Here is a 24358-nt window from a genome sequence, read left to right on the forward strand (position 1 = left end):
GAGGAGATAAACCCAGATGGCAGAAGTCACAGTAAAACAACTTGCCGAAGTAGTTGGCGTTCCCGTTGATCGTCTGTTAACGCAGATGAAAGAAGCAGGTATTGCAGGCAAAAATGAAGCCGCTTCAGTTACCGAAGATGAGCGTCAGAAACTGCTGAACCACCTTAAGCGCAGCCACGGTGAAAAATCCGATAGCGAGCCTAAGAAGATTACCCTGAAACGCAAAACAACCAGCCAGATCAAAGTGTCCGGTGCGGCGGGTAAGAAAACGATCAATGTTGAAGTGCGTAAGAAGCGTACCTATGTCAAACGTGCTGATGTTGAAGAGACTCCGGTAGCAGAAGTTAAAGGTAAGAATCTTCAGGCTGAGCTGGAAGAGCAGGCTCGTCGGGATGCCGAGCTGCAGGCCGCGCAGGAGAAACAGCGTGAAGAGGCACGCCTGAAGGCTGAAGCCGAGGCGAAAGCCAAAGCGGAGCGTGATGCGGCAGAGAAGCAGTCTGAAGCTAAACCCGCGGTGTCTAAACCGACAATGGCTAAGCCTGCTGCGGTAAAAACCGCGGCTCCTGCGGTGGCAGATGTTGAGCCTGCGACAGCTGCACCCAAGCAGGATCGTAAACAGACCCGGGAAAAGAATTTCCGTAGCCAGGATAAGCCTGCTGCGGGCCGCAAAGGCGGTGATAACAAGCGCTTATCCCGTAAGCCGGGTGGCCGTGATGGTGGCAACCGTCGAGGTGGCGGCAAGCCTGCTCAGCGGGGTATGACCAGTTCCAACGTTCAGGCGTTTGAGCGGCCAACCGCCCCGGTGATTCATGAAGTGGCGATTCCGGAATCGATTACCGTGGCTGAACTGGCGAAGAAAATGTCAGTCAAAGCGGCCGACCTGATCAAGGTCATGTTCAAAATGGGGGCGATGGCGACCATCAACTCCGTGATCGATCAGGACACCGCAACCCTGGTGGTTGAGGAGATGGGGCACACCGCTGTTGCGATGCAGGAAAATACCGTTGAAGATCAACTGATCGAAAGTGCCGGTGCTGCAGAAGAGATTGCCGGTGAGCAGGTTGAGCGTGCGCCGGTCGTGACGGTAATGGGTCACGTTGACCATGGTAAAACATCGTTACTTGACTATATTCGTGAAACCCGGGTGGCTGCCGGTGAGTCCGGAGGCATTACCCAGCATATCGGTGCGTATCACGTTGAAACCGGTCACGGTATGGTGAGCTTCCTGGATACACCGGGACACGCCGCCTTTACCGCAATGCGTGCCCGTGGTGCTCAGTTGACCGATATCGTTATTCTGGTGGTTGCTGCAGATGATGGTGTGATGCCACAGACTGAAGAAGCGGTGAATCACGCTAAAGCGGCAGGAGTGCCTCTGGTTATTGCGGTCAACAAGATCGATAAAGAGGATGCCGATCCCGAGCGGGTCAAGAATGAACTGGCCCAGCGTGATGTCCTGCCGGAAGAGTGGGGCGGTGATGTTCAGTTTGTTAACGTCTCAGCTAAAACCGGTGAAGGTATCGATGCACTTCTGGATGCGGTTCTGCTGCAGGCTGAGATTCTGGAGCTTAAAGCGATCCCTGAAGCGCCTGGACGTGGTGTTGTTGTTGAATCCCGTCTGGATAAAGGGCGTGGTCCGGTTGCCACTCTGCTGGTGCAGAACGGAACCCTGAGACAGGGTGATATCGTGCTGGCTGGTCTGCAGTATGGCCGTGTTCGGGCGATGCTGGATGAGAATGGTAAGCCCGTTAAAGAAGCGGGCCCGTCTATCCCGGTTGAGATTCTGGGACTGGATGGTACACCAGGAGCGGGTGACGAGTTCACCGTGGTCTCTAACGAGAAGAAGGCCCGTGAAGTTGCCTTATTCCGTCAGGGTAAATACCGCGAAGTGAAACTGCAGCGTCAGCAGCAGGCCAAACTTGAGAACCTGTTCGAAAATATGCAGGCCGGTGATGTTAAGACACTGAACATCATCATAAAAGCGGACGTTCGTGGTTCTCTGGAAGCGCTGACCAGCTCGCTGACGGATCTGAGCACCGACGAAGTTAAAGTCAATGTCGTTTCCGGCGGTGTCGGTGGTATTGCTGAAACCGATGCCAACCTGGCGGTAGCGTCCAGTGCGATCATGATCGGCTTTAACGTCCGTGCGGATGCACAGGCGCGGGCTATCGTCGAGCGTGAAGATCTGGAACTGCGTTACTACAGCGTTATCTACGATATCATCGATGATGTTAAACAAGCGATGACCGGTCTGCTGTCTCCAGAGTTTAAGGAACAGATAGTTGGTATCGCAGAGGTACGTGATGTCTTCCGTGCACCTAAGATCGGTGCAGTAGCGGGCTGTATGGTCACTGAAGGTTCAGTCTTCCGTAACAAGCGTATCCGGGTACTGCGTGAAAACGTGGTTATCTATGAAGGTGAGCTGGAGTCTCTGCGTCGCTTTAAAGATAACGTGGCTGAAGTCCGTCAGGGCATGGAGTGCGGTATCGGTGTTAAGAACTACAATGATGTGAAGGTCGGCGATCAGATCGAAGTCTTCGACACCATTGAAGTTGCGCGTACGTTGTAAGAGTGAATTAACAGACAATTATGGCAAGAGAATTCAGTCGTACACAACGGATATCTGACCAGGTCCAGAAGGACCTGGCACAGCTGATCCAGCGTGAAATTAAAGACCCCCGCCTGGGGATGGTGACTATCAGCTACGTAAAGATTGCCAAGGATCTTGGCTACGCTGATATCTATATCACCGTGATGGCGATGGGGGGAAAAGATGAAGCTACGGCGGTGAAGGAATCCCTTAAGGTTCTGAATAACGCTGCGGGCTTCCTGCGTGGACAACTGTCCAGCAAGATCAAACTGCGGGTGATGCCGCAACTGCGCTTCCATTTTGATGAGAGTGTTGACCGGGGCCGTCGCCTCAATGACCTGATTATTCAGGCCTCACGGGCGGACAGCAAACACGGTCAGGACGACGGGGAGTAACCTTTGGCAAGGCGGGCAAAAGGCCGGCCGGTCAACGGTATTTTTCTGCTCGATAAACCGGGTGGAATGTCGTCAAACCGGGCGCTACAAATAGTAAAACGGATCTATGGGGCCGCTAAGGCGGGCCATACCGGTGCGCTGGATCCACTGGCAACCGGGATGCTGCCACTTTGTTTCGGCGAAGCGACCAAGTTTTCCCAGTTCCTGCTGGATGCTGATAAGCGGTACGTCACGACGGCTAAACTGGGGCAGCGAACCGATACCAGTGATGCCGATGGGGAGGTCGTTGAAGAGCGGCCAGTACCGGAAAAGCTGACGGCAGAGCAGGTTGATGAGCTGTTGCAGCGCGAGTTTACCGGCCAGATCACTCAGGTGCCTTCGATGTTTTCGGCGCTCAAGCATAATGGTCAGCCGCTCTATAAACTGGCGCGTCAGGGGATTCAGGTCGAGGTGAAAAGTCGTCAGGTGACGGTTTTCAGTATCGATTTGCTGGATTTTCGCGGCGATGAAGTGGATCTGGATATCCGCTGCAGCAAAGGCACCTACATCCGTTCCATCGTTCAGGATATGGGCGAGATGCTGGGCTGCGGCGCGCATGTTAAAATGCTTCGCCGTCTCGATTCCGGCCCCTATAAAGCGGCGAGTATGATGCCGTTGGCTGATCTCGAACAACTGGTGGAAGAAATGGGCAGTGAGGCGACTCCGGAACGCATACAAACGCGTCTGGATGAGTTATTATTGCCGCCCTGGAGTCCGGTAGCAGATACCCCTGAGGTTATTCTGACCGGGCAGCAGACCCGCACCCTCTGTTTTGGACAGACGGTGGTGCTGGACACATCGGATGGCGCGAACCCGGCACAGCCGCTGGTACGTTTGCTTGATGGGGACAGCGGACGCTTTCTGGGTATTGGTGAGATCGATGCTGAGGGGACTTTGTTACCCCGGCGGCTGATGAGTACTCAGGAAAGTTAATTGAATTTGTGAGTGTGGCTCAGGCGACACTGACAATATGACGTTGAACTGAAAATATGCTCGGTACAACGCGACTATTAATCCACCACACAGATGCTGTGGTGTGCATATTATTTTTGGAGTTATTAAAATGGCATTATCTGTTGAAAAGAAAGCTGAGATCGTTGCTGAGTACGCTCGTGGCGAAGGCGACACTGGTTCACCTGAAGTACAGGTTGCTCTGCTGACCCACAACATCGTTGGTCTGCAGTCTCACTTCAAAGGTCACATTCATGACCACCATTCTCGTCGCGGTCTGATCCGCATGGTAAACCAGCGTCGTAAGCTGCTGGATTACCTGAAGAAGAAAGATGTAACTCGTTACGCTGATCTGATCAAGCGTCTCGGCCTGCGTCGCTAAGATAATGTTCCGGGGCCATCTATGATGGCCCCGGTGCTTTAAGATCGGCTGAAAAGCGATCTCTATATGCGTCTGTACAACGTTTTACACCAACCAGCCTGTACTCTGGTGCGTTCTTTAGTGACGGAGAGCCCAGCAGAGTACTGGCTATAAAGAGGCCGGTGTGACGTCGCACAGACATTTTTTTGTTTTGCATAAAGATAAGGAATTGTATCGTGCCACAAGCAATTACAAAGACATTCCAATACGGTAAACATGAAGTGACCCTCGAAACCGGTCGGGTTGCCCGTCAGGCGAGCGGTGCTGTACTGGTGACTATGGCTGGCGTACAGGTACTGTGTACGGTGGTGGGGGCTAAATCTGCCCGCGAAGGTCAGGACTTCTTCCCACTGTCTGTTCACTACCAGGAAAAGTACTATTCAGTCGGCCGTATCCCGGGTGGTTTCTTCAAACGTGAAGCGCGTCCATCTGAGAAAGAAACGCTGACCTCCCGTCTGATTGACCGTCCTATCCGTCCACTGTTCCCTAAGGGTTACATGAATGAAGTACAGGTTATCTGTACTGTTATGTCTGCGGATAAGATCAACGATCCTGATATCGCTGCCATGATCGGTACCTCTGCAGCCCTGGCTGTTTCAGGTATTCCGTTCCAGGGGCCAATCGGTGGGGCCCGTGTGGGTTACACTGAAGAAGCGGGTTACATGCTCAACCCAACCTACGAAGAGCTGGAAGGCTCTATGCTGGACATGGTGGTTGCCGGTACCTCTGATGCAGTGCTGATGGTTGAATCTGAAGCTCAGGAACTGTCTGAAGATGAGATGCTGGGTGCGGTTGTATTTGGTCACCAGCAGATGCAGGTTGCTATCAATGCAATCAACGAGCTGGTTGCTGAAGCGGGTAAGCCACGTTGGGAATACACCCCTGAAGCGAAGAACGAAGCCCTGATTGAACAGGTTCGTGGTGTGGTAGGCGAAGATATCAACAACGCTTACCTGACAGCTGACAAGATGGAGCGTCAGAACGCTCTGAATGCGGCCCGTGATAAAGCGGTCGAGGCTCTGTGTGGTGAAGAGGGTCAGCCTTCTGCCGGTGAAGTGTCCGGTATCTTCAAATCACTGGAGAAAGAGATTGTCCGGGGTCGTATTCTTGATGGTCAGCCACGTATCGATGGCCGTGACAGCAAGACTGTCCGTGGTATCGACGTAGAGATTGATGTACTGAGCGGTACTCACGGTTCTGCACTCTTTACCCGGGGTGAAACTCAGGCGATCGCTACCTGTACACTGGGTACTGCCCGTGATTCCCAGATCATCGATGCGATCGAAGGTGAGCGTCGTGATCCGTTCATGCTGCACTATAACTTCCCTCCATACTCTGTTGGTGAAGCGGGTCGTATGGGGGCAACCGGTCGTCGTGAGATCGGTCATGGCCGTCTGGCGCGTCGCAGTGTTGCTGCGGTTCTGCCAACCCAGGAAGAGTTCCCATACACCATCCGTATCGTGTCTGAGATCACTGAATCCAACGGTTCAAGCTCTATGGCGTCTGTTTGTGGTGCGTCTCTGTCGATGATGGATGCGGGTGTACCTCTGAAAGCGCCCGTTGCCGGTATCGCGATGGGTCTGGTTAAAGAGGGCGAGCGTTTCGCTGTCCTGACCGATATCCTCGGTGACGAAGATCACCTGGGCGACATGGACTTTAAAGTGGCCGGTACTGAAGCGGGTGTTACTGCGCTGCAGATGGATATCAAGATCACCGGTATCACTGAAGAGATCATGGAGATCGCTCTGGAGCAGGCGTATGAAGCACGTGCTCACATTCTGAAAGAGATGGCTAAAGTGATCGGTTATGCTCGTCCAGAGCTGCCTGACAACGCGCCAGCGATGACGCTGCTGGAGATCAACCCAGAGAAGATCCGTGACGTTATTGGTAAAGGTGGTGCAACCATCCGTGCGCTGACCGAAGAGACCGGAGCCACTATCGATATCGAAGATAACGGTACTGTCCGTATCTACGCAGCTGATAAAGCTGCCGCGAAAGCGGCTGTTGATAAGGTTCGCGAGATCACTGCAGAAGCTGAAGTCGGCAAGATCTACGAAGGTAAAGTGGTACGTCTGGAAGAGTTCGGCGCATTCGTTAACATCCTGCCGGGTAAAGATGGTCTGGTTCACATCTCTCAGATCGCTAACAAGCGTATCGAGAAAGTCACCGACTACATCAAGATGGATGATGTGGTTAAAGTTAAAGTGATGGAAGTTGATCCTCGTGGTCGTATCAAGCTGACCATGCGTGATCTGGAGCAGGATGAGTCTGTAGAATAAGATTCTGTTCCGCGGTTAAAAAAGCCCTGCTGATGCAGGGCTTTTTTGTTTATAGCCCCAGTTTCAATTGACTGGAATTTCATAGAGGATTGAAGATGAAAGCGATCACCGCTGTTATATTAACCCTGCTACTGGCCGGTTGTGGTGGCGATGAAGTAGGGGATGTCTCACTGGGATTACTGACCACGAAAGATATTAAGCTGAATGTGCTGGTAGATCCGGTGGTCACTGGAGTCACCTGCCATATCGCCAGTATTGAAGCGGATCTGGATTTCTCCGACCCCAGTGATTCTTCGATCGCCTGCCGTCAGACCGGGCCGATAACGCCAGAGATGATCGCTGCTATCGACCGCTCCAAAGATGGTGAAATCGTGTTTCGGAAGTCGAAAAGTGTATTCTTTAAGACCATGAAGGTCCGACGCATCTTTGATCCTGAATCACAGACACTGATGTATCTGTCTTACTCCACCAAAGAGACCAACGGCAGCTTTAAGCACAGCTTGTCGACGGTGCCGTTATGGGGGACACAGGCCTATAACAGCAGTCGCTAGACGTGATGGCGTCACTTGCCAGACGGCGCTTCTCGCCGTGCTAGAAAAGCGTTCTTTATTCAGTTTTTTGCGTTGAGTATTTATTATCCGCTACCCCGAAGCCCAGCATTGATGGTGCTCAAGCTAGTTGTCCCAACGTTATGCACAGGCTTGTTCTGGGGGATCTGGGGATAACATGGCAGCCACGAGTTAGTTACTCATCGACTAAATAATATTAGCTTGCGGATTGGTATAGTGTCAGACCTGCAATGGAAGGCTGCTCCTGGTTGTCACTGTGTGCCAGCGCCTGCAACAGGCGACCGGTAATGCAGGTGAAACATTGCGGGCCGTTGCTGCGACAGAGTGAGTTTGCACAGGCGTTGAGCAGCAGTTCATGGGCTGCTTGTTGCTGCACTCTGCGATCAGTTGAAAAGAGCTCACCGCAGGTGACAATCCCCTGCTCGATCAACTCGCACACGGCACTGCCGCGCCACTCAGCGATCAGATTTTCAGACAGGCCACTGTGCAATTTGATAACAGGTTCGCGGCGTTCCATCCAGGCATCTATTCTGAGAACATTCATCAATACATCTCCATATTTAAATGATAATGATTCTCATTATGTTTGTTCCGGCTGAGAATGCAACAGTTTTTTACAGGTTTCTCATCTGAAGAGTTATCAGCGAAGTCATGGGGCAACGCTTTATACCTTTTGCTCTAGACTGGAGTGGCACAGCAGGGGGGCGATGATGAACTTGAAGGTGTGGCACAGGTCTTAATTAAAACGGGAGTAGAATATGAATGGGATTGGCCGGACGTTTTTGCTGGCTTTTTTAAGCCTGAGTGTAAGCTTCAGTGTATACGCTGGGAAGTTGGATACCCCTTTGCCTGCTCCTGAGTTTAGCCAGACCGATGCCGATAGCTGGTTTAACAGTCCGCCGCTCTCGCTGAAGGCGCTGCGGGGAAAAGTGGTGATGCTGGATTTCTGGACCTTTGATTGCTGGAACTGTTATCGCTCTTTTCCCTGGATGCATGAGCTTGAGCAGACACTTGCTGACGAGGCGTTTACTGTCATTGGTGTTCATACCCCGGAATTCCCCCATGAGCGTGTCAGGGCTAATGTGAAGGCTAAAATCGATGAGTTTGAGCTGCATCACCCGGTGATGATGGATAATAACTTTACCTACTGGCAGATGATGGGTAACAAATACTGGCCGACCTTCTATCTGATCGATAAGCAGGGCCGGGTGCGTTCCATCTATATCGGTGAGACGCATGCGGGGTCGACGCAGGCAAGGGCGATCGAAAAAGATATTCGCGAATTACTTCGTGAGTAGTTAGACGTCGCTTCGCTTAAAAGCAGTAGCCAGAACGGCGCTTCGCGCCTGCTCGTGGCTAGAAAAGGCCTTCTTAACTAGTGTATGACAATCTGCGTGGTAAGCTTGGTTCTGTGCAATTATAAACCGGTTATCAGAAGTAGGTTGGGATGAGGCCCGAATCCCAACAGCAAAGTTATACGTGACGGCGTCACTTTCGAGCTGTTAATAGATTCCTTTTTGATACCAGGCTTTAAGATAGTTTCCAGAGTATAAAAGGGCATCAGAATAGTCTGAATATAATTGAGTTATTAAGGGCTCGTAGCTATATACAGTTGACTGGTTGTTTTCGGCCTTAATGTAAGTTTCGAAGGAGTTCCCTATGAGCACATATATTTATCGAGATTCAATGTTTTACGCTTTTTCTAGCAAGGGAAGCGAAGCTTCCCGTCTAACCACTAGCAAGTGACGAAGTCACGTTCTAGCCACTTTGTTTTTCCCGCATAACGCAGTACAGTCTGAATCCATAAATCGTGTAAAGACAGTTAAGAAAACCGAAGACGATATCAAACAGGGCGCGGATGATCAGTGAATCGATGCCCATAGCCTGTAGCAGGGTTTCGATTAACAGGTTGCCGCCCAGCAGCACGACAAACAGAAAAGCCAGTCCGTTAAGCAGCGGCCAGAAGTAGTCGGAGGTGTCCTGCCAGCTGTTTTTGAGGGCATCAGCCGGAGCCGATCGTTCGATAATGCTGTGATATTCAGCGAAGCCCAGACGGATCAGGACAAACACTCCAGGAATAAAAAACAGCAGCAGGCCAATGGCGATAGCGAAGGCGCCTAGCAGTTTGGTGATAAACAGTGATCCCCAGCGCTGGAGGCCGATTTTCAGGGCTGCAGTAGTGCTGATCGGAGCATTACTGACCACTGACTCCAGGTAGGCGATGGTGGCGCCCGCATAGAGGGGCAGGAAGATCAGGCTGGCCAGATAGAACATCAGGACTGAGTTGTTTAACTCCGGGTTTTCCGGATCGACCGATTGCATCGCGCTCATGCTGATCAGGGTTATCAAAATGATAAACGGCAGCTGTATACGCATTATCGGTTGCATATTGGCGCGGAAGAAAAACCAGGTTTGTTTAAGGTAGGTGGAGACCATGCTGTGTTTTTAACTCATCTCTTATTTCGGTTGGGCCAGTAATATCAGCTTAAAACTGCCATTATCGGCGATTGTTTCTACGATTGAGAACCGCTTTTGGGCTTTTCGTTCAAGGGGAATGTGCAGGTTTACCACAAAACAGGCGACACCATCAGTCTGCAGATGTTTACGGGCAGCCTCCAGAAACCGGTCGGTCATGTCACCCTCGATACCGAAGCCCTGATGGAACGGGGGGTTGCAAACGATCAGTGGGAATCGCGCCACAATTTCCTCTGCACAATCGGCCGCAATGACCTCGGCATCGATTCCCTGCTGCTTAAAGTTTTCCTTGCAGGCCTGCAGGGCGCCGGCGTTGTTATCGGTGGCAGTGATCCGGCAGCCTGTAGGGGCACAGTTCAGCGACAGATAACCATAGCCGCAGCCCAGATCAAGGGCGGTTTGCGGTGGGCCTGGTAGTCGTTCGATAAAGCGGGGTAGTTCGGCGACCAGAAAAGCGCTGCCTTTGTCGATCTTATTCCAGCCGTAGACCCCGGGTTTGCTGATATAACTGAAATTTTCGTCAGCCGCCACTTCTCGAAGGCGGGTGTAATCCTGATCTTCGAGCAATTCTGTATCAGGGACTCCCGGTGACGTCAGCACACCCATCCAGGTATTTTTGTCTGACTTGGACTGTTCCATCTGTCCGGAAAACAGTTTTTTTGCCTTATCCAGATAGGTTTTAATCCCTTCGTTTTTCAACCCGGAGATGCATAGAGTGCCGCCGGGCTTGAGGATGCGGATCGCCTGGTTGATCACATGGTGCACTACCGGTTTTTCTTTCGAGATCCGGTAGATAATTTTGTCTACGCTATGATTTTCATAGGGGCTGAAATCAAAGTCAGAAAACTGGCTGTTCCAACCGGCTTCTTGCAGTTGTTGGCAGAGATCAAAGCGGTTGCTGATAACGGTAACGGTCGGGTTAACCCGGCTGGTCTGATTCAGCAGGTTTTCATCGGCAATCCATAGTGCGATGCCGTGGGCGCTGTCCAGCTCGGGTTTTACCAGAGAGAAGGCGGTGTCAGTCATCAGAAAGAGTTGGCCTCTGCTTCGGTGAGAAAACGAAATTCGCCGGGTTCCAGTTCTGCATCCAGGATGATCGTGCCGATCTGTTCACGGTGCAGGGCGATGACTTTATTGCCCATGGCGGCAAACATCCGCTTAACCTGATGGTAGCGGCCTTCGTGCAGGGTCACCCGGGCCTGAGTCTCTGAAAGCACTACCAGTGTGGCTGGCAAGGTGGGGTTATCCTCATTGCGCAGCAGGATGCCATTGGCAAATGCTTCGACGTAGTCCTCGGTGATAGGGTCTGCCGTGGTGACAAGGTAGACTTTATCGCAACGATGTCGGGGCGAAGTGACCCGGTGTGACCACTGACCATCGTTGGTGATCAGTACCAGCCCGGTGGTGTCAATATCCAGTCGTCCGGCGGGGTGAAGGTCACGGATGTTGTCCAGCTCCAGCAGATCGATCACTGTTGGGTGTTCTGCATCTTCAGTAGCACATACGGTGCCCTGCGGTTTGTTCAGCATCAGATATCTGGGGCCCGGAGGTGAAACTTCCCGGCCCTCAAGTGACACCTCATCATCGCTGCTCACTTTATACCCGTGATCCTGACAGATCTGACCGTTGACCTCGACATTCTTGCATTTGATCTGTCGTTTAATAAGACTGCGGGGTAAACCGGTTGCCTGACTCAGATATTTATCCAGTCGCATCGAATTTCATCTGCCTGTTATCAAAAAACAGCTAGTATACCGGTAGCAGCCGGAATGCAATAGAGCTGGTAATCAGCTAATATACGCCGCCCGTCTAATGACTAATTTAAACTGACCGTGTGACTGCCTGTGAAGCTTTTTGTAGATAACCTGACCAACGTTGACTTTTCTTACCTGCACCCGCAAAGAGGTCTGCTGGGAGAGTCCTGGCTGGTCCAGCTGGTGCTGGATGGCAACCTGAATGAGCAGGGTATGATCTGTGACTTCGCTATTGTAAAAAAAGCGGTAAAGCAGTGGTTTGATAACTGTATCGACCATGGCTTAGTGGTGCCCACCGCAATGGCTAACCTGTCAGCCATTCAGACCGGTGGGGAAACAACCGTGACCTGGCAGTACCCTGATGGCGGAGAGTTTTTCTGCCGTTCACCCAAACAGGCGATAGTGCTGGTGGATCTGGAACAGGTGACGGAGACCAGTCTGGCTAAGTGGTGTAAAGATCAGCTGCTGGCGCTGTTTTCTGATGAGGTGCAGGGGCTGGAGATCAGTTTTGTGCCTGAGTCGATCAGTGGCGCCTTCTATCACTACAGCCATGGTTTGCAGCAGCACGATGGCAACTGTCAGCGCATCGCCCACGGACATCGCTCGCGGATTGAGATATATCTTGATGGTCAGCGTGATACCGGCGTAGAGCAGCACTGGGCTGAAATCTTTCATGATATCTATATCGGTACCCGCAGCCACCTGCTGGCAGAACCCTCCACAGAGCACCACTATCAGTATGATGCGCCGCAGGGCCAGTTTGAGATCAGATTACCGGCAGAGCATTGTTATCTGATCGATACGGAAACGACTGTTGAGCAGATTGCCTGTCATCTGGCGGGGCAGGTAAAAGCGGAATACCCTGATCGTGACGTGATGGTGAGAGCTTTTGAAGGGGTCGGCAAGGGCGCCATTGCCACCGCCTGAGTGATGTGGGAGGTGCGTCCTCGCGGCGATTGGGCCACCAGAGTGCAGGACACCCCGCGATAAGGCAAAAAAAGCCCCGACTGGTCAGTCAGGGCTTTTCTGTTTTCAGTCGGGTATTAAGCGCGTTCGATTGCCAGCGCAGTACCCATACCACCACCGATACACAGAGTCGCCAGACCTTTCTTGGCATCGCGACGAGCCATCTCGTGCAGCAGCGAAACGAAGATACGGCAGCCTGAAGCACCGATTGGGTGACCCAGAGCGATAGCACCACCGTTCACGTTGACGATGTTAGTATCCCAGCCCAGGTCTTTGTTAACTGACATCGCCTGTGCCGCAAACGCTTCGTTGGCTTCAACCAGTTCCAGATCATCAATAGTCCAGCCCGCTTTTTCCAGCGCTTTCTGAGTGGCGCAGATTGGGCCAGTACCCATGATAGAAGGGTCAACCCCTGCAGACGCATAGGCTTTGATAGTCGCCAGAACCGGCAGACCCAGTTCAGCGGCTTTCTCTGCAGAGCAGAGGATTACCGCAGCAGCGCCGTCATTAATCGTAGAGGAGTTACCCGCAGTAACGGTGCCGTCTTTCTTGAATGCTGGGCGTAGTTTGCCCAGCGCTTCAGCAGTAGCGCCGTGACGTGGCTGCTCATCTGTATCAAAAACGATTGGATCACCTTTGCGCTGAGGAATAACCACGGGGATTATCTCATCAGCAAATTTGCCTGCTTTCTGAGCGGCTTCCGCTTTGTTCTGAGACGCAGCGGCAAAGGCATCCTGCTCTTCACGGGTGAAACCGTATTTCTCAACGATGTTTTCAGTGGTGATACCCATGTGATAGTCGTTGAACGCATCCCACAGGCCATCTTTGATCATGGTGTCGACCATCTTCCAGTCACCCATGCGGGCACCGTTGCGGGAGTTAGGCAGGATGTGCGCAGAGGCGCTCATGTTTTCCTGGCCGCCAGCAATAATCATCTCAGCATCGCCACAGCGGATCGCCTGAGTGGCCAGTTGCAGTGCTTTCAGGCCGGAACCACAGACTTTGTTGATCGTCATGGCCGGGACATCAATCGGCAGGCCGGCATTGATCGTTGTCTGACGGGCAGGGTTCTGGCCGCAGCCAGCGGTCAGCACCTGACCCAGAATAACTTCATCGATCTGGTCAGCCTGGATGCCGGATTTTTCCAGCAGACCTTTAATAACGGTAGCGCCAAGATCGCTGGCAGGAACAGATGCCAGAGAACCATTAAAATTACCTACGGCCGTACGGCCTGCAGCTACAACAACAACATCACGCATGATCATTCCTCTTGCTTGTAAGATTGCTGCGGTAGTGTAGTCACGTACTGTGACTATTTAATGGCAGGTCAGCCAGTAACCTGTCACGAAACACTCTGCAGCTTTTTTTGTAGTAATCATCTTTGTGCAGTGCAGTACAGCATAGTCGAAAGCCAACTGCAATGGGGTTTCCCCTAATCTGGCGGCATGAAGAATAAAAAATGACGCCAGATCGTTCAATTTAGCAGTTGTTTAATCGATTACCAAGCCGACCAAAGGTGAAGATGCCACATAAGGGTTATGTTCAGAGATCAACAACCATATTATCAATCAGACGGGCTTTGCCCAGATAGGCGGCAGCCACCAGTACTAACTGGGTATCGTCCGGGCCGGCGTGTTGCAGATCCTTGCGGTTGCAGATGGTGTAGTAGTCCCGCTTAAAGCCTGCCTGCTCGAGTCGCTGCTGAGCTTCTTCCTGTAATGCGGCATAGTCGCGGCGCCCAGCGCTGATCTGGGCAATAGTCTGACAGATCGTCTGGTTCAGAATAGGAGCCGTCGCTAATTCTGCTTCGGTCAGATAGCCGTTGCGCGAACTCAGGGCCAGGCCACTCTGGGCCCGGGCAATTGGCGCGCCAAGGATTTCAACCGGCAGAAACAGGTCTTCAGCCATACGACGGATAACCATCAGTTGCTGGAAATCTTTTTCGCCAAAGATAGCGACATCGGGCTGGACGATTCCAAACAGTTTACACACCACGGTGGCAACCCCGCGAAAATGTCCTGGACGGCTGGCACCGCAGTGGATATCGGAGATCCCTGGCACTTCGATCAGTGTCTGGATTACCTGACCGTTGGGGTACATCTCATTGATATTCGGCGCAAACAGATAGTCGCAGCCTGCGGCTGTCAGTTTTTCCTGATCTGATGTCAGGGTGCGTGGATAGGCATCCAGGTCCTCATTCTCACCAAACTGCAGTGGGTTGACAAAGATGCTGGCGACGGTGATGTCGGCATGATTGTTCGCCTGGTGAATCAGTTGGATATGCCCGGTATGGAGATTGCCCATGGTTGGAACAAAACCGATTTTTTTGCCCGCACGACGCTCTTGGCCGAGGGCTTCACGCAGCTCAGCGATAGAATAGATGGTTTTCATGATGGTTAGAATCCGTGTTCAGGTCCGGGGAAGGTACCGGCCTTCACTTCGTCAGCATAGGCTTTGAAAGCGGCGGCGATATCATTGTTGTCAGCCATAAAGTTTTTGACAAACCTGGGGCTGCGGCCCGGAGTGATTCCCAGCATATCGTGCATCACCAGCACCTGAGCATCTGTGTCTGCACCAGCGCCGATACCGATAACCGGAATGTCTACCGCTTTAGTGATCTCGCCTGCCAGCAGTGCGGGAACGCATTCCAGCAGCAGCATCGCTGCGCCAGCCTGTTCCAGACGTACGGCATCTTCGATCATCTTTTTTGCGGCACTGTTATCACGTCCCTGTACTCTGTATCCCCCCAGGACATTGACCGCTTGTGGTGTGAGCCCAAGATGGGCGCATACCGGAACTCCGCGTTCTGCCAGAAGGGTAATTGTTTCGTCCAGCCAGGCAGCACCTTCCAGTTTGACAATATGGGCGCCGGCCTGCATCAGCGCGGCGGCGCTGTCCATTGCCTGCGCGGGGGTGCCATAGCTCATAAAGGGCAGATCGGTCATGATCATCGAACCCTGATTGCCTGCTTTTACGGCGGCGGTATGGTAAGCCATCTCTTCTAGGGTGACCGGCAGAGTGCTGTCATTGCCCTGCAATACCATGCCCAGGGAGTCGCCCACTAATATCACCTCAACACCAGCGGTGCTGATAAGGTGGGAAAAACAGGCGTCGTATGCGGTAAGCACCGCAAACTTTTCACCGGCCTGTTTACGAGCCATCAGTGTATGAAGGGTAATGCTGCTCATAAGAGAACCTGCTTATTTATTACTCAGACGGGGGGATTATACATAGCCCTTTTCCGTTTAACTATTATCTATTGTGCATAGCAGTAAAAAACGATTTATATTATTGTTTTTAAAGAATTTTATGTTTTATTAAATTCGTTCGAGAGTGCCTTTTTCGCACTGCTTAATGCATTCGGCGAGACTTTTCTGCTGTGCAATAGTCAGGTCTGGGTTGATTTCTGCCAGAGGATAGAGCACAAAATTGCGCTCATGAAGGTAGGGGTGGGGGACGGTTAATCGTTCATTGCTGATTAACTGATCACCGTAGAGCAGCAGGTCCAGATCCAGCGTGCGGGGACCCCAGTGCTGAACTCTGACCCGCTGATGCTGTTGTTCCAGTGCCTGTAGTGCATCAAGCAGCTCAAGCGGAGACAGGCTGGTCTCCAGGCTGGCAACTGCATTGATATAGTCGGGCTGACCGGGCGGACCAACCGGATCGCTGCGATACAGGCTGGAGTGGATCAGATGGCGGCAGTTGTCTAAACGTTGCAGCTCCAGCAGTGCGGTGGCTACCTGTGTCACCGGATTTTCAAGGTTGCTGCCCAGCCCTATGTAGCAACGGGTCCAGGGGCTGGATGCGGGAGACTCAGCCATTATTCTGCTCATGCTTTTTTGCTGGTGAGCGGCGTCTGCGGCGTCGTTTGGGGGCCTCGTCTTTGGGGACTTCGCGGGACATATGGCTGCGTATCTGCGGGTTCTGTGTCTGATAGTCAGTCCACCATTTACCCAGGCCTTCCAGATCTTCACCGCTGTTTTCGCGCAACACCAGCAGGTCATAGGCGGCCCTGAAACGTGGATGTTCCATCAGCCGGTCGGCCCGTTTGCCCTGACGGCGGGGAAGGCGGAACTGCAGCTCCCAGATCTCTCTGATCGGTGTGGAGAATCGCCGTGGAATAGCGGTCTGACTTATCTGCTCGCCAATTACCTGATTGGCCGCTTCATGCATTGCCGGCACCGTATGCAGCCCTTCCTGCTGTTGCAGTTTACGCATCCGTTGCTGCATTGGATACCAGAGCAGGGCGGCAAACAGGAAGGCTGGAGTGACGCTCTTGTCCTGCTGCAGCCGGCGATCGGTATTCTGCAGGGCATTCAGTACCAGTTGTTCTACCGGAGCCCCTTGCGGGTTATCAAGACAGTATGCGGTCTGGCTGAAGATATGTTCCAGCAAACCGTATTTACGGAACTGATGGTAAGATTCCACACCATGGCCAGACTGGAATATTTTCAGTACTTCGTCAAACAATCGGGCCGGCGCGATATCTTTCAGCAGATAGCCCAGCTCATACAGCGGGGCTTCTGTTTCTGGCTCAATGGTAAACCCCAGTTTGGCAGCAAAGCGCGCTGCTCTGAGCATCCTTACCGGGTCTTCCCGATAGCGGGCGTCAGGATCGCCAATCATCCGCAGAGTGCGGTTTTTCAGGTCGTTGTAGCCGTGCGTGAAATCATAAACACAGTGGTCTTTAGGACAGTAGTAAAGTGCATTGACGGTGAAATCGCGCCGTAGTGCGTCCTCTTCAATGGTGCCGTAGACGTTATCGCGCACGATCATACCGCTGTCGTTCTGACGGCCATGCTCGCCATCGCTATTTTTGGGGTGACTGTCATGGCTGGCGCGGAAGGTGGCTACTTCGATCATGTCCCGGCCAAACCGGACATGCAGTAGTTTAAAGCGCCGGCCGATCAGGCGTGAACGACGGAACAGCGCATGTGCCTGCTCCGGGGTGGCATTGGTGGCAACATCAAAATCTTTGGGGTGCTTATTCATCAGCAGGTCGCGGATACATCCGCCCACCAGATAGCCTTCGTAGCCTTCATCCTGCAGGTGATAAGCGGTCTTCATCGCTGCGTCGTTCAGCTGTCGGCGAGGAATTTGATGAACCTCTTCGGGAATAAGCTGAGGGCCGCTGGTTTGCGGGCTGGCTTCGCCGGCTGAGCGTTTTCGATGACTACCGAATAGTTTACGGATAAACGAGCCTATTGGTGATGAGTTTTTGTCCATATAACACTGAGAAACTTGCGCAGAAATAAGAGCGCAGAATAATAGCATGAAATCTAATCAAAAACGCAGTTAAAGCCGCAGTTTTACTGATCTATAGTGCAAAGGGTGTAGGAAATATAACAGGACAAAAGGAGATGGGTAAGCTGACCGCTTTTAGACAACAACTCTGTCTTAGCTTGTTGTTTTTATTTCTAAGAGCACTGTTTCGGGACCGTTGTATTGGGTGTCAATTCAGCGATCAGCTTGTAGAGCCTCATTTTTATTTTTATTCGAGGCGGTGTACTTATCGACCATAATCTGGGTTTTATTTTTATTATGATTATTGGCGGTAAGTATTGTTCTTCTTCTTGTCCGTATATACAGCAGTAGTTGTGCCAGTTTTGTTAACTATATGTTTTTATTATATTTATTGTTTTTGAGAGCTGTTTGTTACCCTGTTACCGCAATAGAGGGTAACAAAAAGTGTTACCTTTTTACTCATGCTGCATCTGCTCAATGGGGGATAAGTAACACTTTTGCTCCCGTTCTGATGGCAGTCTTTTCAGACCTTGTTATGCCTCTTTAGACTTTCGTGGAATACCCAGCTTCTGGCGGCGCTCCCATAAACACTTGCGACTGATGCCCAGTTTTTTTGCCAGCTTGGTTTCACTCATGTTGTCCTGATTTTCCAGTACGAAGCGCTGGAAGTAATCATCCAGAGAGAGGTTCTGGTCCGGGCGGCGCTCACGGAGATCGATCTCTGTTTCCGCGACAAGTGAGTGACCACTGGCAAAGCTGGATTCCAGTTCTGCCAGAGAATTGGACTCGATATCGAGCCCCAGCAGGTCTGTGGTGATGTGGTGATCATCCGCCAGAATAACCGCCCGTTCAATGGCATTCTGCAGTTCGCGGACATTGCCTGGCCAGTTATACCGTATCATCGTGTCGCAGGCATCGGCACTGAAACTGAGCAGCGGGGAGCCGAGTTTTTCGCAGCTTTTCTGCAGGAACTGCTGAGCGATCTCGATAATATCCTCACCGCGTTCCCGCAGTGGCGGCATTTGCAGCTCCATGACATAGAGCCGGTAATAGAGATCTTCGCGGAACTCGCCCGTTTTGGCCAGGGCTTTCAGATTGCGGTGGGTGGCGGCAATCAGCCGGACATCAACGTGGGTCGATTTGACCGCGCCTACTCTGCGGATCTCGCCCTCCTGTAAAAAGCGGAGCAGTCGGGCTTGTGCTTCCAGAGGCAGTTCGCCAATCTCATCAAGGAACAGAGTACCGCCATTAGCGGCTTCGATCAGGCCGTTGCGGGCCGAATCTGCGCCGGTAAATGCCCCTTTCTCGTGGCCAAACAGCTCTGATTCGATCAGGGTTTCCGGGATCGATGCACAGTTTACGGATACCATGGGCGAGCCTGAACGGTCGCTCTGCTGGTGGATAGCTCTGGCTGCCAGTTCTTTACCGGTGCCAGATTCGCCCTGAATCAGAACGGTGGCATCGGTGCGCGCCACCTTGTGAATCCGGCTGAAGAGGTTTCTCATCGCGGCACAGTTACCGACCATCTGGTTTTCCGGCAGTTGTGCTCCTGCACTACGGTCAGCGGTTTTGTCATCGCCCCCGCGCAGCTTGATAATGCTGGCGATGGTTTCCAGAATCTCTTCGTGATCAAACGGTTTGGCAATATAGTCAACGGCCCCCAGCTTCATCGCATCCACGGCGGAGCGCATGCTGGCGTAACTGGTCATAATGACCACCGGGACCGCTTTGGCCAGGTTGATCAGGTCAGTGCCCGGGGCACCGGGCAGGCGCAGATCACTGATGATCAGGTTGTAATCATTGAGATTGAACTGGCTGGTTGCTTCGTCAACGGACCCTGCGTCGTCGACACTGTAGCTGTTGCGCTCCAGCAGTCGCCGGAGGGCAGAACGTATAATAGACTCATCTTCTACGATCAGAATGCGGCTCATTCGGTTTACCTTTGCTTCTTGTCCTCTGGTCGGCAGGTGTTTGTTATCTTACAAACTTAATCCTGCAACGTGACCGGGAGGGTGATAACCACCTGAGTGCCATTGTTCTGATTTTTATTGGCGGGACTCACTATGCTAATACTACCATAATGCTCTTCAATGATGTTATAGACCAAAGGCAGCCCTAATCCAGTGCCTTTACCGGGGTCTTTGGTGGTAAAAAAGGGTTCAAACAACTTGTTCTGGTGTTCCGGGGCGATCCCGCTGCCCTCATCCGTCACCGTGATCTCGATGGAGTTGCTGTTGCGTTTGGCATCCAGCCATACCCGGCCATGGATTGGGGTCGCATCACAGGCATTATTGATCAGATTGACAAACACCTGCATCAGCCGCTGTGGGTCGCCGCTGATATTGACGGTGGCATCGATATTGTTGATCAGATTAATCTCGCGTCCACGGCTGTCCATCGACACCAGGTGAAGTGCCTCATCGGTCAGCGCTTTGAGGTTGATATCTTCCTGCAGCTGTTTGCCCTCACTCTGACCGGTATGCGCAAAGCGGATCAGCGACTGCACTATACGGGTGATGCGGTTAGTCTGGGCAACAATCTGTTCGCCGCTTTCAAGGATGATCTCATCATCGGTTTCATATTTCAGGTTCTGCGCCAGGCAGGCGATTCCGGTGACCGGATTGCCAATTTCGTGTGCTACTCCGGCAGCAAAGCGGCCGATTGAGGCGAGTCGTTCGTTGTGGGATAGCCGGTTGACCAGAATCTGGTTTTCGGTTTCATTTTCCAGCAGGATCACCATCGATTCTGAGTTTTCCGCCAGACTGGCTTTGTGCAGACTCAGCCAGCAGTTCTCTCCGTTGATCAGCAGGTGGTGAGAGAGCAGATGGTTTTGTTCCTGTGTTGAAAAGTCATGCAGCAGCGCCCCCCAGGGCTCAGGCAGGTTGATTAATCTGCGAGTCAGCACTGATGAGGTTTGTAAGCCGGTAAACTGTTCCATCTCCTGATTCCAGAAGATAATCTGGCCTTTTTCGTCCAGCGAACAGGCGCCCACAGGTAAGCGTTGCAGGGTCATCCGGTGGTGGCGGCGCAGGTTATCCAGTTCAGCTGCCAGGCCGCTGAGCCGGGTTTGATAGTTTTCCAGTTGTCCCTCCAGCAGATGGATGTCCCGGGTGCGGTACTGATCCAGGGTGTCTTTGTGAATCTGCTGGTTTAACAGTGTGCTGGCTTCAACCGGTCCGAACAGAGCGCTAAGCCGGCTCTCAATCAGGGTCCTGAGGCGCATCAGGTCGATAGCGTTAAGCTCGCCGCGGTGCAGATTCAGCTCCTGTAATGCTTGTTCAACCTCCTTCTGGGCTGTCGCTTTTCCCAGTCGGGCACTGAGTAACGTCACCAACTCGTCGCTGTGACTGATGTTTAACTGAGGGCCAACCGGACGTTGCAGGCTGTTATGCAGACAGGCGCTGGCGCTGGCGATCTCTTCCGGTGAGCTGCGGGTAATGATGGAGGCCAGCAGGAAGACGATAATATTGGCTGTCAGCGCATAGATGGCGATGTGGTGCCAGTTCTGATGATACATAATCGATGCGTCATCGCTGATCGTTCCATTCAGCAGGGCGGTGAGCATCGGGAAAATCCAGGTGCTCATGCCAACAATCAGTCCGAGGCAGAAGCCCGTGCGGTTGGCTCCCGGCCAGAAAAGTGTTGCGAGGATGCCCGGCAAAAACTGCATAAAGGCGATAAATGCCAGGGTACCAAGCCAGTGGATATTGTAATTCAGGCCGACCTCAGCATAGAACAGATAGCTGCTAACCATCATCACGATAATGAGTATCCGTCTGAGCCACAGCAGATGGGAATATAACCGCTGTGTTGATAGCGGCGGAACCAGTGGCAGGATCAGATGGTTCTGTAGCATCGAGGCGATTGAAATGGTCGCTACAATGATGATTCCGCTGGCTGCGGTCAGGCCGCCGATAAAGGCCAGGGTGGTGATAAAGCCGGATTCCAGTTTAATGCCCAGATTGAGAATCAGGAACGCGGGCTGATCTGCAACCCCCAGGCGGATGCCCGCCCAGAGAATAGGGGGCACTGCTAACGCCAGTATCAGCAGGTAAAGCGGTACCCCCCAACTGGCTTTGTGCAGACTGTTGGAAGAGGTGTTTTCGGTAAACATCATATGGAAGGTGTGCGGCATCACGATGATGGCTGAGAAAAAGCCCAGCAGCATGGTGCGCCACATATCGCTGTCCAGTTGTGTGTCGAATACCGCCAGTTCTTCAGGGTGTTGCTGCAGCCATAACTCCAGTCCGCCAGGACCTCCCATCACATTGAACAGAGCGTACAGCGCTATGGTCGTGAGGGCGAACAGCTTGATCAGTGATCCCGTTGCCATCGCCACAATCAGACCGGTACGGTTATAGCGCAGAGAGGGGTTGCGGGCCCCCACCAGAATCGAAAACAGAGCGATCAGGGTGCAGAAACCCACCGCGATCTGATCTGAAGAGAAGTCCTGATTAAGAATATGCAGTGAATCTGAGACCGCCTGAATCTGAATCGATATGAGTGGCAGAATTGCGATCAGGGAAAAAATCGCTGTCAGGGCGCCGGCCGTGGCGGAACGAAAGCGGAAGGCAAACAGGTCGGCCAGCGAGCTTAGCTGGTAGGTGCGGGTGATCCGCAGAATCGGAATCAGTATCACCGGCGCCAGAAAGAAGGCGGCAGACGCACCGAGATAGGATGCCAGAAAACTGTAGCCAGACTCTTTGGCAATGGCGAAGGTACCATAAAAGGTCCAGACACTGGTGAATACCCCCAGTGACAGCACATAGGTGACCGGATGATAGATGATGCGTTTGGCAACCCAGCCCCGTTCAGTGATGTAAGCAGTACCAAACAGGGCGGTCAGATAGGCGATGGCGATCAGCAGCAGGCCAGCCAGATTAAAATTCATCGCTACGCCGTCTCCTTTCCAGTATGGCGACAATCAGGATCAGAGCAGCCCAGATAATATAGGGCCTGTACCAGGGCGTGGAAGAATCAGGCCACCACTGATCGAGAATAGGAGACAGCAGGTACCCTCCGATGACCAGGACGATCAGGACGCGGTAAAAATGCATCAGCTATCCTCCAGAATAATGCCTGTTTGTTTTGGCACAGCGGTGATATCCCAGTGCGCAGAGGCCCAGCTAAGACACTCTTCAATATTGCTGTCGGTTAATTCTGCCACGGGTTGCTGACCAAGAAAATCCAGGGCGCGGATGATCAGCTGTAGTGCCTGATCTTCATCCAGTGCCGGGGCCAGGGTTTGTTTACTGAGCTTCTGCCCCCCGATGTTGGTTGCGACAGGAATATGGGCATAGGCTGGCTGAGGGTATCCCAGTTGTTGTTGCAGCTGTATCTGCTTCGGCGTTGAATCAAGCAGGTCGGAACCGCGGACGATATGGCTGATCTGTTGCGCGGCATCATCAATTGTGACCGCCAGCTGATAGGCAAAAAAACCATCCCGGCGGAAGATGACAAAATCCTCAACCTGATCTCCGAACTGCTGGTGGCCCTGAATCCGGTCATCGAACGGGTGATCCTGATCACAGCGACTGCGAATGGCACAGTGCGCATCGGTCACAGGTGGGTGGTTGCGACAATAACGATCATAGAGTAAGCCGCCGCTGCGTTTGCGAATCTGCTGTCGGGAGCAGCTGCAGCGATAGGCCGCGCCACTTTGAATGAGCTGTGACAGAATATCGCTATAGATCGCGTGTCGGTCACTCTGACGAATGACTTCGCCATCCCAGTGCAGTCCAAACTGTTCCAGTGTTTTTAAGATGCTGTCGCTGGCACCCTCAACCTCGCGGGGAGGGTCAAGATCTTCGATGCGTAATAGCCAGCGACCCTTATGTGCGCGGGCGTCAAGATAGCTGGCAACAGCAGCCAGAAGGGAGCCGAAATGGAGCGGGCCAGTGGGTGAGGGAGCGAAGCGACCGGTATAGATCATTGCAGAAGCGGCTGACAGGGTCAGCCGCGAACAGATCAGATACCCAGCTGTTTCTCTTTGATCTCAGCCAGTGTTTTGCAGTCAATGCAGAGTGTTGCTGTCGGGCGTGCTTCCAGACGTCGCACACCGATCTCTACACCGCAGGCTTCGCAGTAGCCGTAATCATCTTCGTCGATGCTTTCCATCGCTTTAGATATTTTGTTGATCAGCTTACGCTCCCGGTCCCGGGTGCGTAGTTCAAGGCTGAACTCCTCTTCCTGGCTGGCGCGGTCGCTGGGATCAGCAAAGTTGGTTGCTTCTTCCTGCAAATGGTTAACGGTACGGTCTACCTCTTCCATTAGCTCCTGTTTCCAGGCGTTCAGAATTTGGCGGAAATGATCTTTTTGAGCTTCGTTCATGTACTCTTCGCCATCCTTGATAGGATAAGGCACAAAGTGTGTGAACTGTGTTTCTTGATTCGGCATAGTTCTGCCTCGCTTCTCTCTCAACAGGTCGGGCAATGGTGCCCGAACGCTTCTACCAACGGCCATGATGCTGAAGGTGTTTAAACCAACCATCAGAAGGGAGCTGAAGTTACCAGAACCTTTGAGTTTTCACCAGCCCCAAGATCAAAAAACTGTAAATCATCTGAAACGGCCACATTTTTGATTTTTTTCAATCTGTTGTGTAGTCCAGAGTCATTCAAAGCGGCACAACGACTAACTATAGCAGCGATTAGTTGTTTTATCGCAATCGTTACGTGG

The 24358-nt window shown here is 52.4% G+C and carries 21 protein-coding genes; 8 read left to right on the plus strand and 13 right to left on the minus strand.

The features are described from left to right. The first annotated feature begins 16 nt into the window (after positions 1 to 16). From infB to BMY09_RS19405, 6 genes are all read left to right on the plus strand, one after another. Positions 17 to 2569, plus strand: a complete 2553-nt coding sequence (gene infB, locus BMY09_RS19380; protein WP_091361557.1) for a translation initiation factor IF-2 — start codon at positions 17 to 19, stop codon at positions 2567 to 2569. A gap of 20 nt (positions 2570 to 2589) precedes the next feature. Then, positions 2590 to 2985, plus strand: coding sequence for a 30S ribosome-binding factor RbfA (gene rbfA / locus BMY09_RS19385; RefSeq protein ID WP_091361562.1), 396 nt, complete (start codon positions 2590 to 2592; stop codon positions 2983 to 2985). A 3-nt stretch (positions 2986 to 2988) separates the two neighbouring features. Further along, a complete protein-coding gene (gene truB / locus BMY09_RS19390) occupies positions 2989 to 3957 on the plus strand; it encodes a tRNA pseudouridine(55) synthase TruB (protein WP_091361566.1) in 969 nt (322 codons plus the stop codon). A 130-nt stretch (positions 3958 to 4087) separates the two neighbouring features. Next, a complete protein-coding gene (rpsO, locus tag BMY09_RS19395; protein ID WP_091361726.1) occupies positions 4088 to 4357 on the plus strand; it encodes a 30S ribosomal protein S15 in 270 nt (89 codons plus the stop codon). Between the two features lie 215 nt (positions 4358 to 4572). Next, positions 4573 to 6675, plus strand: coding sequence for a polyribonucleotide nucleotidyltransferase (gene pnp, locus BMY09_RS19400; RefSeq protein WP_091361572.1), 2103 nt, complete (start codon positions 4573 to 4575; stop codon positions 6673 to 6675). A 95-nt stretch (positions 6676 to 6770) separates the two neighbouring features. Then, positions 6771 to 7226, plus strand: a complete 456-nt coding sequence (locus BMY09_RS19405) for a CreA family protein (protein ID WP_091361576.1) — start codon at positions 6771 to 6773, stop codon at positions 7224 to 7226. A 214-nt stretch (positions 7227 to 7440) separates the two neighbouring features. Here the strand turns inward: BMY09_RS19405 and BMY09_RS19410 are convergent, their stop codons facing one another. Continuing rightward, positions 7441 to 7788, minus strand: a complete 348-nt coding sequence (locus BMY09_RS19410; RefSeq protein ID WP_091361580.1) for a hypothetical protein — start codon at positions 7786 to 7788, stop codon at positions 7441 to 7443. A 214-nt stretch (positions 7789 to 8002) separates the two neighbouring features. Here BMY09_RS19410 and BMY09_RS19415 point away from each other — a divergent pair, with 214 nt between their 5' ends. After that, positions 8003 to 8542 carry a redoxin domain-containing protein gene (locus BMY09_RS19415; RefSeq protein ID WP_091361584.1) on the plus strand — a complete coding sequence of 180 codons (540 nt, stop codon included), beginning with the start codon at positions 8003 to 8005 and terminating at the stop codon, positions 8540 to 8542. A 460-nt stretch (positions 8543 to 9002) separates the two neighbouring features. On the opposite strand, the gene BMY09_RS19420 is transcribed toward BMY09_RS19415, so the two are convergent. The 3 genes from BMY09_RS19420 to rsuA form a co-directional block, all read right to left on the minus strand. Further along, positions 9003 to 9620, minus strand: coding sequence for a hypothetical protein (locus BMY09_RS19420; protein WP_139203223.1), 618 nt, complete (start codon positions 9618 to 9620; stop codon positions 9003 to 9005). Positions 9621 to 9701: 81 nt separating this feature from the next. Continuing rightward, the gene (locus tag BMY09_RS19425) at positions 9702 to 10745 is read right to left on the minus strand and encodes a class I SAM-dependent methyltransferase (protein WP_091361592.1); all 1044 of its coding nucleotides are present in this window, start codon (positions 10743 to 10745) and stop codon (positions 9702 to 9704) included. Then, positions 10745 to 11434: a 16S rRNA pseudouridine(516) synthase RsuA gene (gene rsuA, locus BMY09_RS19430; RefSeq protein WP_091361596.1), complete on the minus strand. Its 690-nt coding sequence runs from the start codon at positions 11432 to 11434 to the stop codon at positions 10745 to 10747. The genes BMY09_RS19425 and rsuA overlap by 1 nt, the downstream gene beginning before the upstream one ends. 129 nt (positions 11435 to 11563) lie before the next feature. Here rsuA and BMY09_RS19435 point away from each other — a divergent pair, with 129 nt between their 5' ends. Further along, the gene (locus BMY09_RS19435; RefSeq protein WP_091361600.1) at positions 11564 to 12400 is read left to right on the plus strand and encodes a 6-carboxytetrahydropterin synthase; all 837 of its coding nucleotides are present in this window, start codon (positions 11564 to 11566) and stop codon (positions 12398 to 12400) included. 116 nt (positions 12401 to 12516) lie between these two features. Here BMY09_RS19435 and BMY09_RS19440 read toward each other — a convergent pair whose 3' ends face one another. From BMY09_RS19440 to dksA, 9 genes are all read right to left on the minus strand, one after another. After that, positions 12517 to 13698: an acetyl-CoA C-acetyltransferase gene (locus BMY09_RS19440; protein ID WP_091361603.1), complete on the minus strand. Its 1182-nt coding sequence runs from the start codon at positions 13696 to 13698 to the stop codon at positions 12517 to 12519. A gap of 283 nt (positions 13699 to 13981) precedes the next feature. After that, positions 13982 to 14830: a pantoate--beta-alanine ligase gene (panC, locus tag BMY09_RS19445; protein ID WP_091361605.1), complete on the minus strand. Its 849-nt coding sequence runs from the start codon at positions 14828 to 14830 to the stop codon at positions 13982 to 13984. A 5-nt stretch (positions 14831 to 14835) separates the two neighbouring features. Further along, entirely contained in the window at positions 14836 to 15627 is a 792-nt protein-coding gene (panB, locus tag BMY09_RS19450; RefSeq protein ID WP_091361607.1) for a 3-methyl-2-oxobutanoate hydroxymethyltransferase, read from the minus strand. 129 nt (positions 15628 to 15756) lie between these two features. Continuing rightward, on the minus strand, positions 15757 to 16272 hold the full coding sequence (gene folK, locus BMY09_RS19455) for a 2-amino-4-hydroxy-6-hydroxymethyldihydropteridine diphosphokinase (RefSeq protein ID WP_245756635.1): 516 nt from the start codon (positions 16270 to 16272) through the stop codon (positions 15757 to 15759). Then, positions 16253 to 17665 (minus strand): polynucleotide adenylyltransferase PcnB, encoded by a 1413-nt coding sequence (pcnB, locus tag BMY09_RS19460; protein ID WP_091361614.1) that lies wholly within the window; start codon positions 17663 to 17665, stop codon positions 16253 to 16255. The genes folK and pcnB overlap by 20 nt, the downstream gene beginning before the upstream one ends. 551 nt (positions 17666 to 18216) lie before the next feature. Then, positions 18217 to 19614, minus strand: coding sequence for a sigma-54-dependent transcriptional regulator (locus BMY09_RS19465; protein WP_091361616.1), 1398 nt, complete (start codon positions 19612 to 19614; stop codon positions 18217 to 18219). A 56-nt stretch (positions 19615 to 19670) separates the two neighbouring features. Further along, a complete protein-coding gene (locus BMY09_RS19470; protein ID WP_091361620.1) occupies positions 19671 to 22574 on the minus strand; it encodes an ATP-binding protein in 2904 nt (967 codons plus the stop codon). A gap of 165 nt (positions 22575 to 22739) precedes the next feature. Then, positions 22740 to 23615 carry a tRNA glutamyl-Q(34) synthetase GluQRS gene (gene gluQRS, locus BMY09_RS19475; RefSeq protein WP_091361624.1) on the minus strand — a complete coding sequence of 292 codons (876 nt, stop codon included), beginning with the start codon at positions 23613 to 23615 and terminating at the stop codon, positions 22740 to 22742. Between the two features lie 35 nt (positions 23616 to 23650). Beyond that, positions 23651 to 24079: an RNA polymerase-binding protein DksA gene (dksA, locus tag BMY09_RS19480; RefSeq protein WP_091361626.1), complete on the minus strand. Its 429-nt coding sequence runs from the start codon at positions 24077 to 24079 to the stop codon at positions 23651 to 23653. Positions 24080 to 24358 lie beyond the last annotated feature (279 nt).

This window comes from Amphritea atlantica, assembly GCF_900111095.1.
GTDB lineage: Bacteria > Pseudomonadota > Gammaproteobacteria > Pseudomonadales > Balneatricaceae > Amphritea > Amphritea atlantica.

What these genes read in the sequence shown, in the direction of transcription:
- infB (WP_091361557.1), top strand. Translation starts at nt 17, where the DNA reads ATGGCAGAAGTCACAGTAAAACAACTTGCCGAAGTAGTTGGCGTTCCC.
- rbfA (WP_091361562.1), top strand. Translation starts at nt 2,590, where the DNA reads ATGGCAAGAGAATTCAGTCGTACACAACGGATATCTGACCAGGTCCAG.
- rpsO (WP_091361726.1), top strand. Translation starts at nt 4,088, where the DNA reads ATGGCATTATCTGTTGAAAAGAAAGCTGAGATCGTTGCTGAGTACGCT.
- BMY09_RS19405 (WP_091361576.1), top strand. Translation starts at nt 6,771, where the DNA reads ATGAAAGCGATCACCGCTGTTATATTAACCCTGCTACTGGCCGGTTGT.
- BMY09_RS19410 (WP_091361580.1), bottom strand. Translation starts at nt 7,788, where the DNA reads ATGAATGTTCTCAGAATAGATGCCTGGATGGAACGCCGCGAACCTGTT.
- BMY09_RS19415 (WP_091361584.1), top strand. Translation starts at nt 8,003, where the DNA reads ATGAATGGGATTGGCCGGACGTTTTTGCTGGCTTTTTTAAGCCTGAGT.
- BMY09_RS19420 (WP_139203223.1), bottom strand. Translation starts at nt 9,620, where the DNA reads ATGCGTATACAGCTGCCGTTTATCATTTTGATAACCCTGATCAGCATG.
- BMY09_RS19425 (WP_091361592.1), bottom strand. Translation starts at nt 10,745, where the DNA reads ATGACTGACACCGCCTTCTCTCTGGTAAAACCCGAGCTGGACAGCGCC.
- rsuA (WP_091361596.1), bottom strand. Translation starts at nt 11,434, where the DNA reads ATGCGACTGGATAAATATCTGAGTCAGGCAACCGGTTTACCCCGCAGT.
- BMY09_RS19440 (WP_091361603.1), bottom strand. Translation starts at nt 13,698, where the DNA reads ATGCGTGATGTTGTTGTTGTAGCTGCAGGCCGTACGGCCGTAGGTAAT.
- panC (WP_091361605.1), bottom strand. Translation starts at nt 14,830, where the DNA reads ATGAAAACCATCTATTCTATCGCTGAGCTGCGTGAAGCCCTCGGCCAA.
- panB (WP_091361607.1), bottom strand. Translation starts at nt 15,627, where the DNA reads ATGAGCAGCATTACCCTTCATACACTGATGGCTCGTAAACAGGCCGGT.
- folK (WP_245756635.1), bottom strand. Translation starts at nt 16,272, where the DNA reads ATGAGCAGAATAATGGCTGAGTCTCCCGCATCCAGCCCCTGGACCCGT.
- pcnB (WP_091361614.1), bottom strand. Translation starts at nt 17,665, where the DNA reads ATGGACAAAAACTCATCACCAATAGGCTCGTTTATCCGTAAACTATTC.
- BMY09_RS19465 (WP_091361616.1), bottom strand. Translation starts at nt 19,614, where the DNA reads ATGAGCCGCATTCTGATCGTAGAAGATGAGTCTATTATACGTTCTGCC.
- BMY09_RS19470 (WP_091361620.1), bottom strand. Translation starts at nt 22,574, where the DNA reads ATGAATTTTAATCTGGCTGGCCTGCTGCTGATCGCCATCGCCTATCTG.
- gluQRS (WP_091361624.1), bottom strand. Translation starts at nt 23,615, where the DNA reads ATGATCTATACCGGTCGCTTCGCTCCCTCACCCACTGGCCCGCTCCAT.
- dksA (WP_091361626.1), bottom strand. Translation starts at nt 24,079, where the DNA reads ATGCCGAATCAAGAAACACAGTTCACACACTTTGTGCCTTATCCTATC.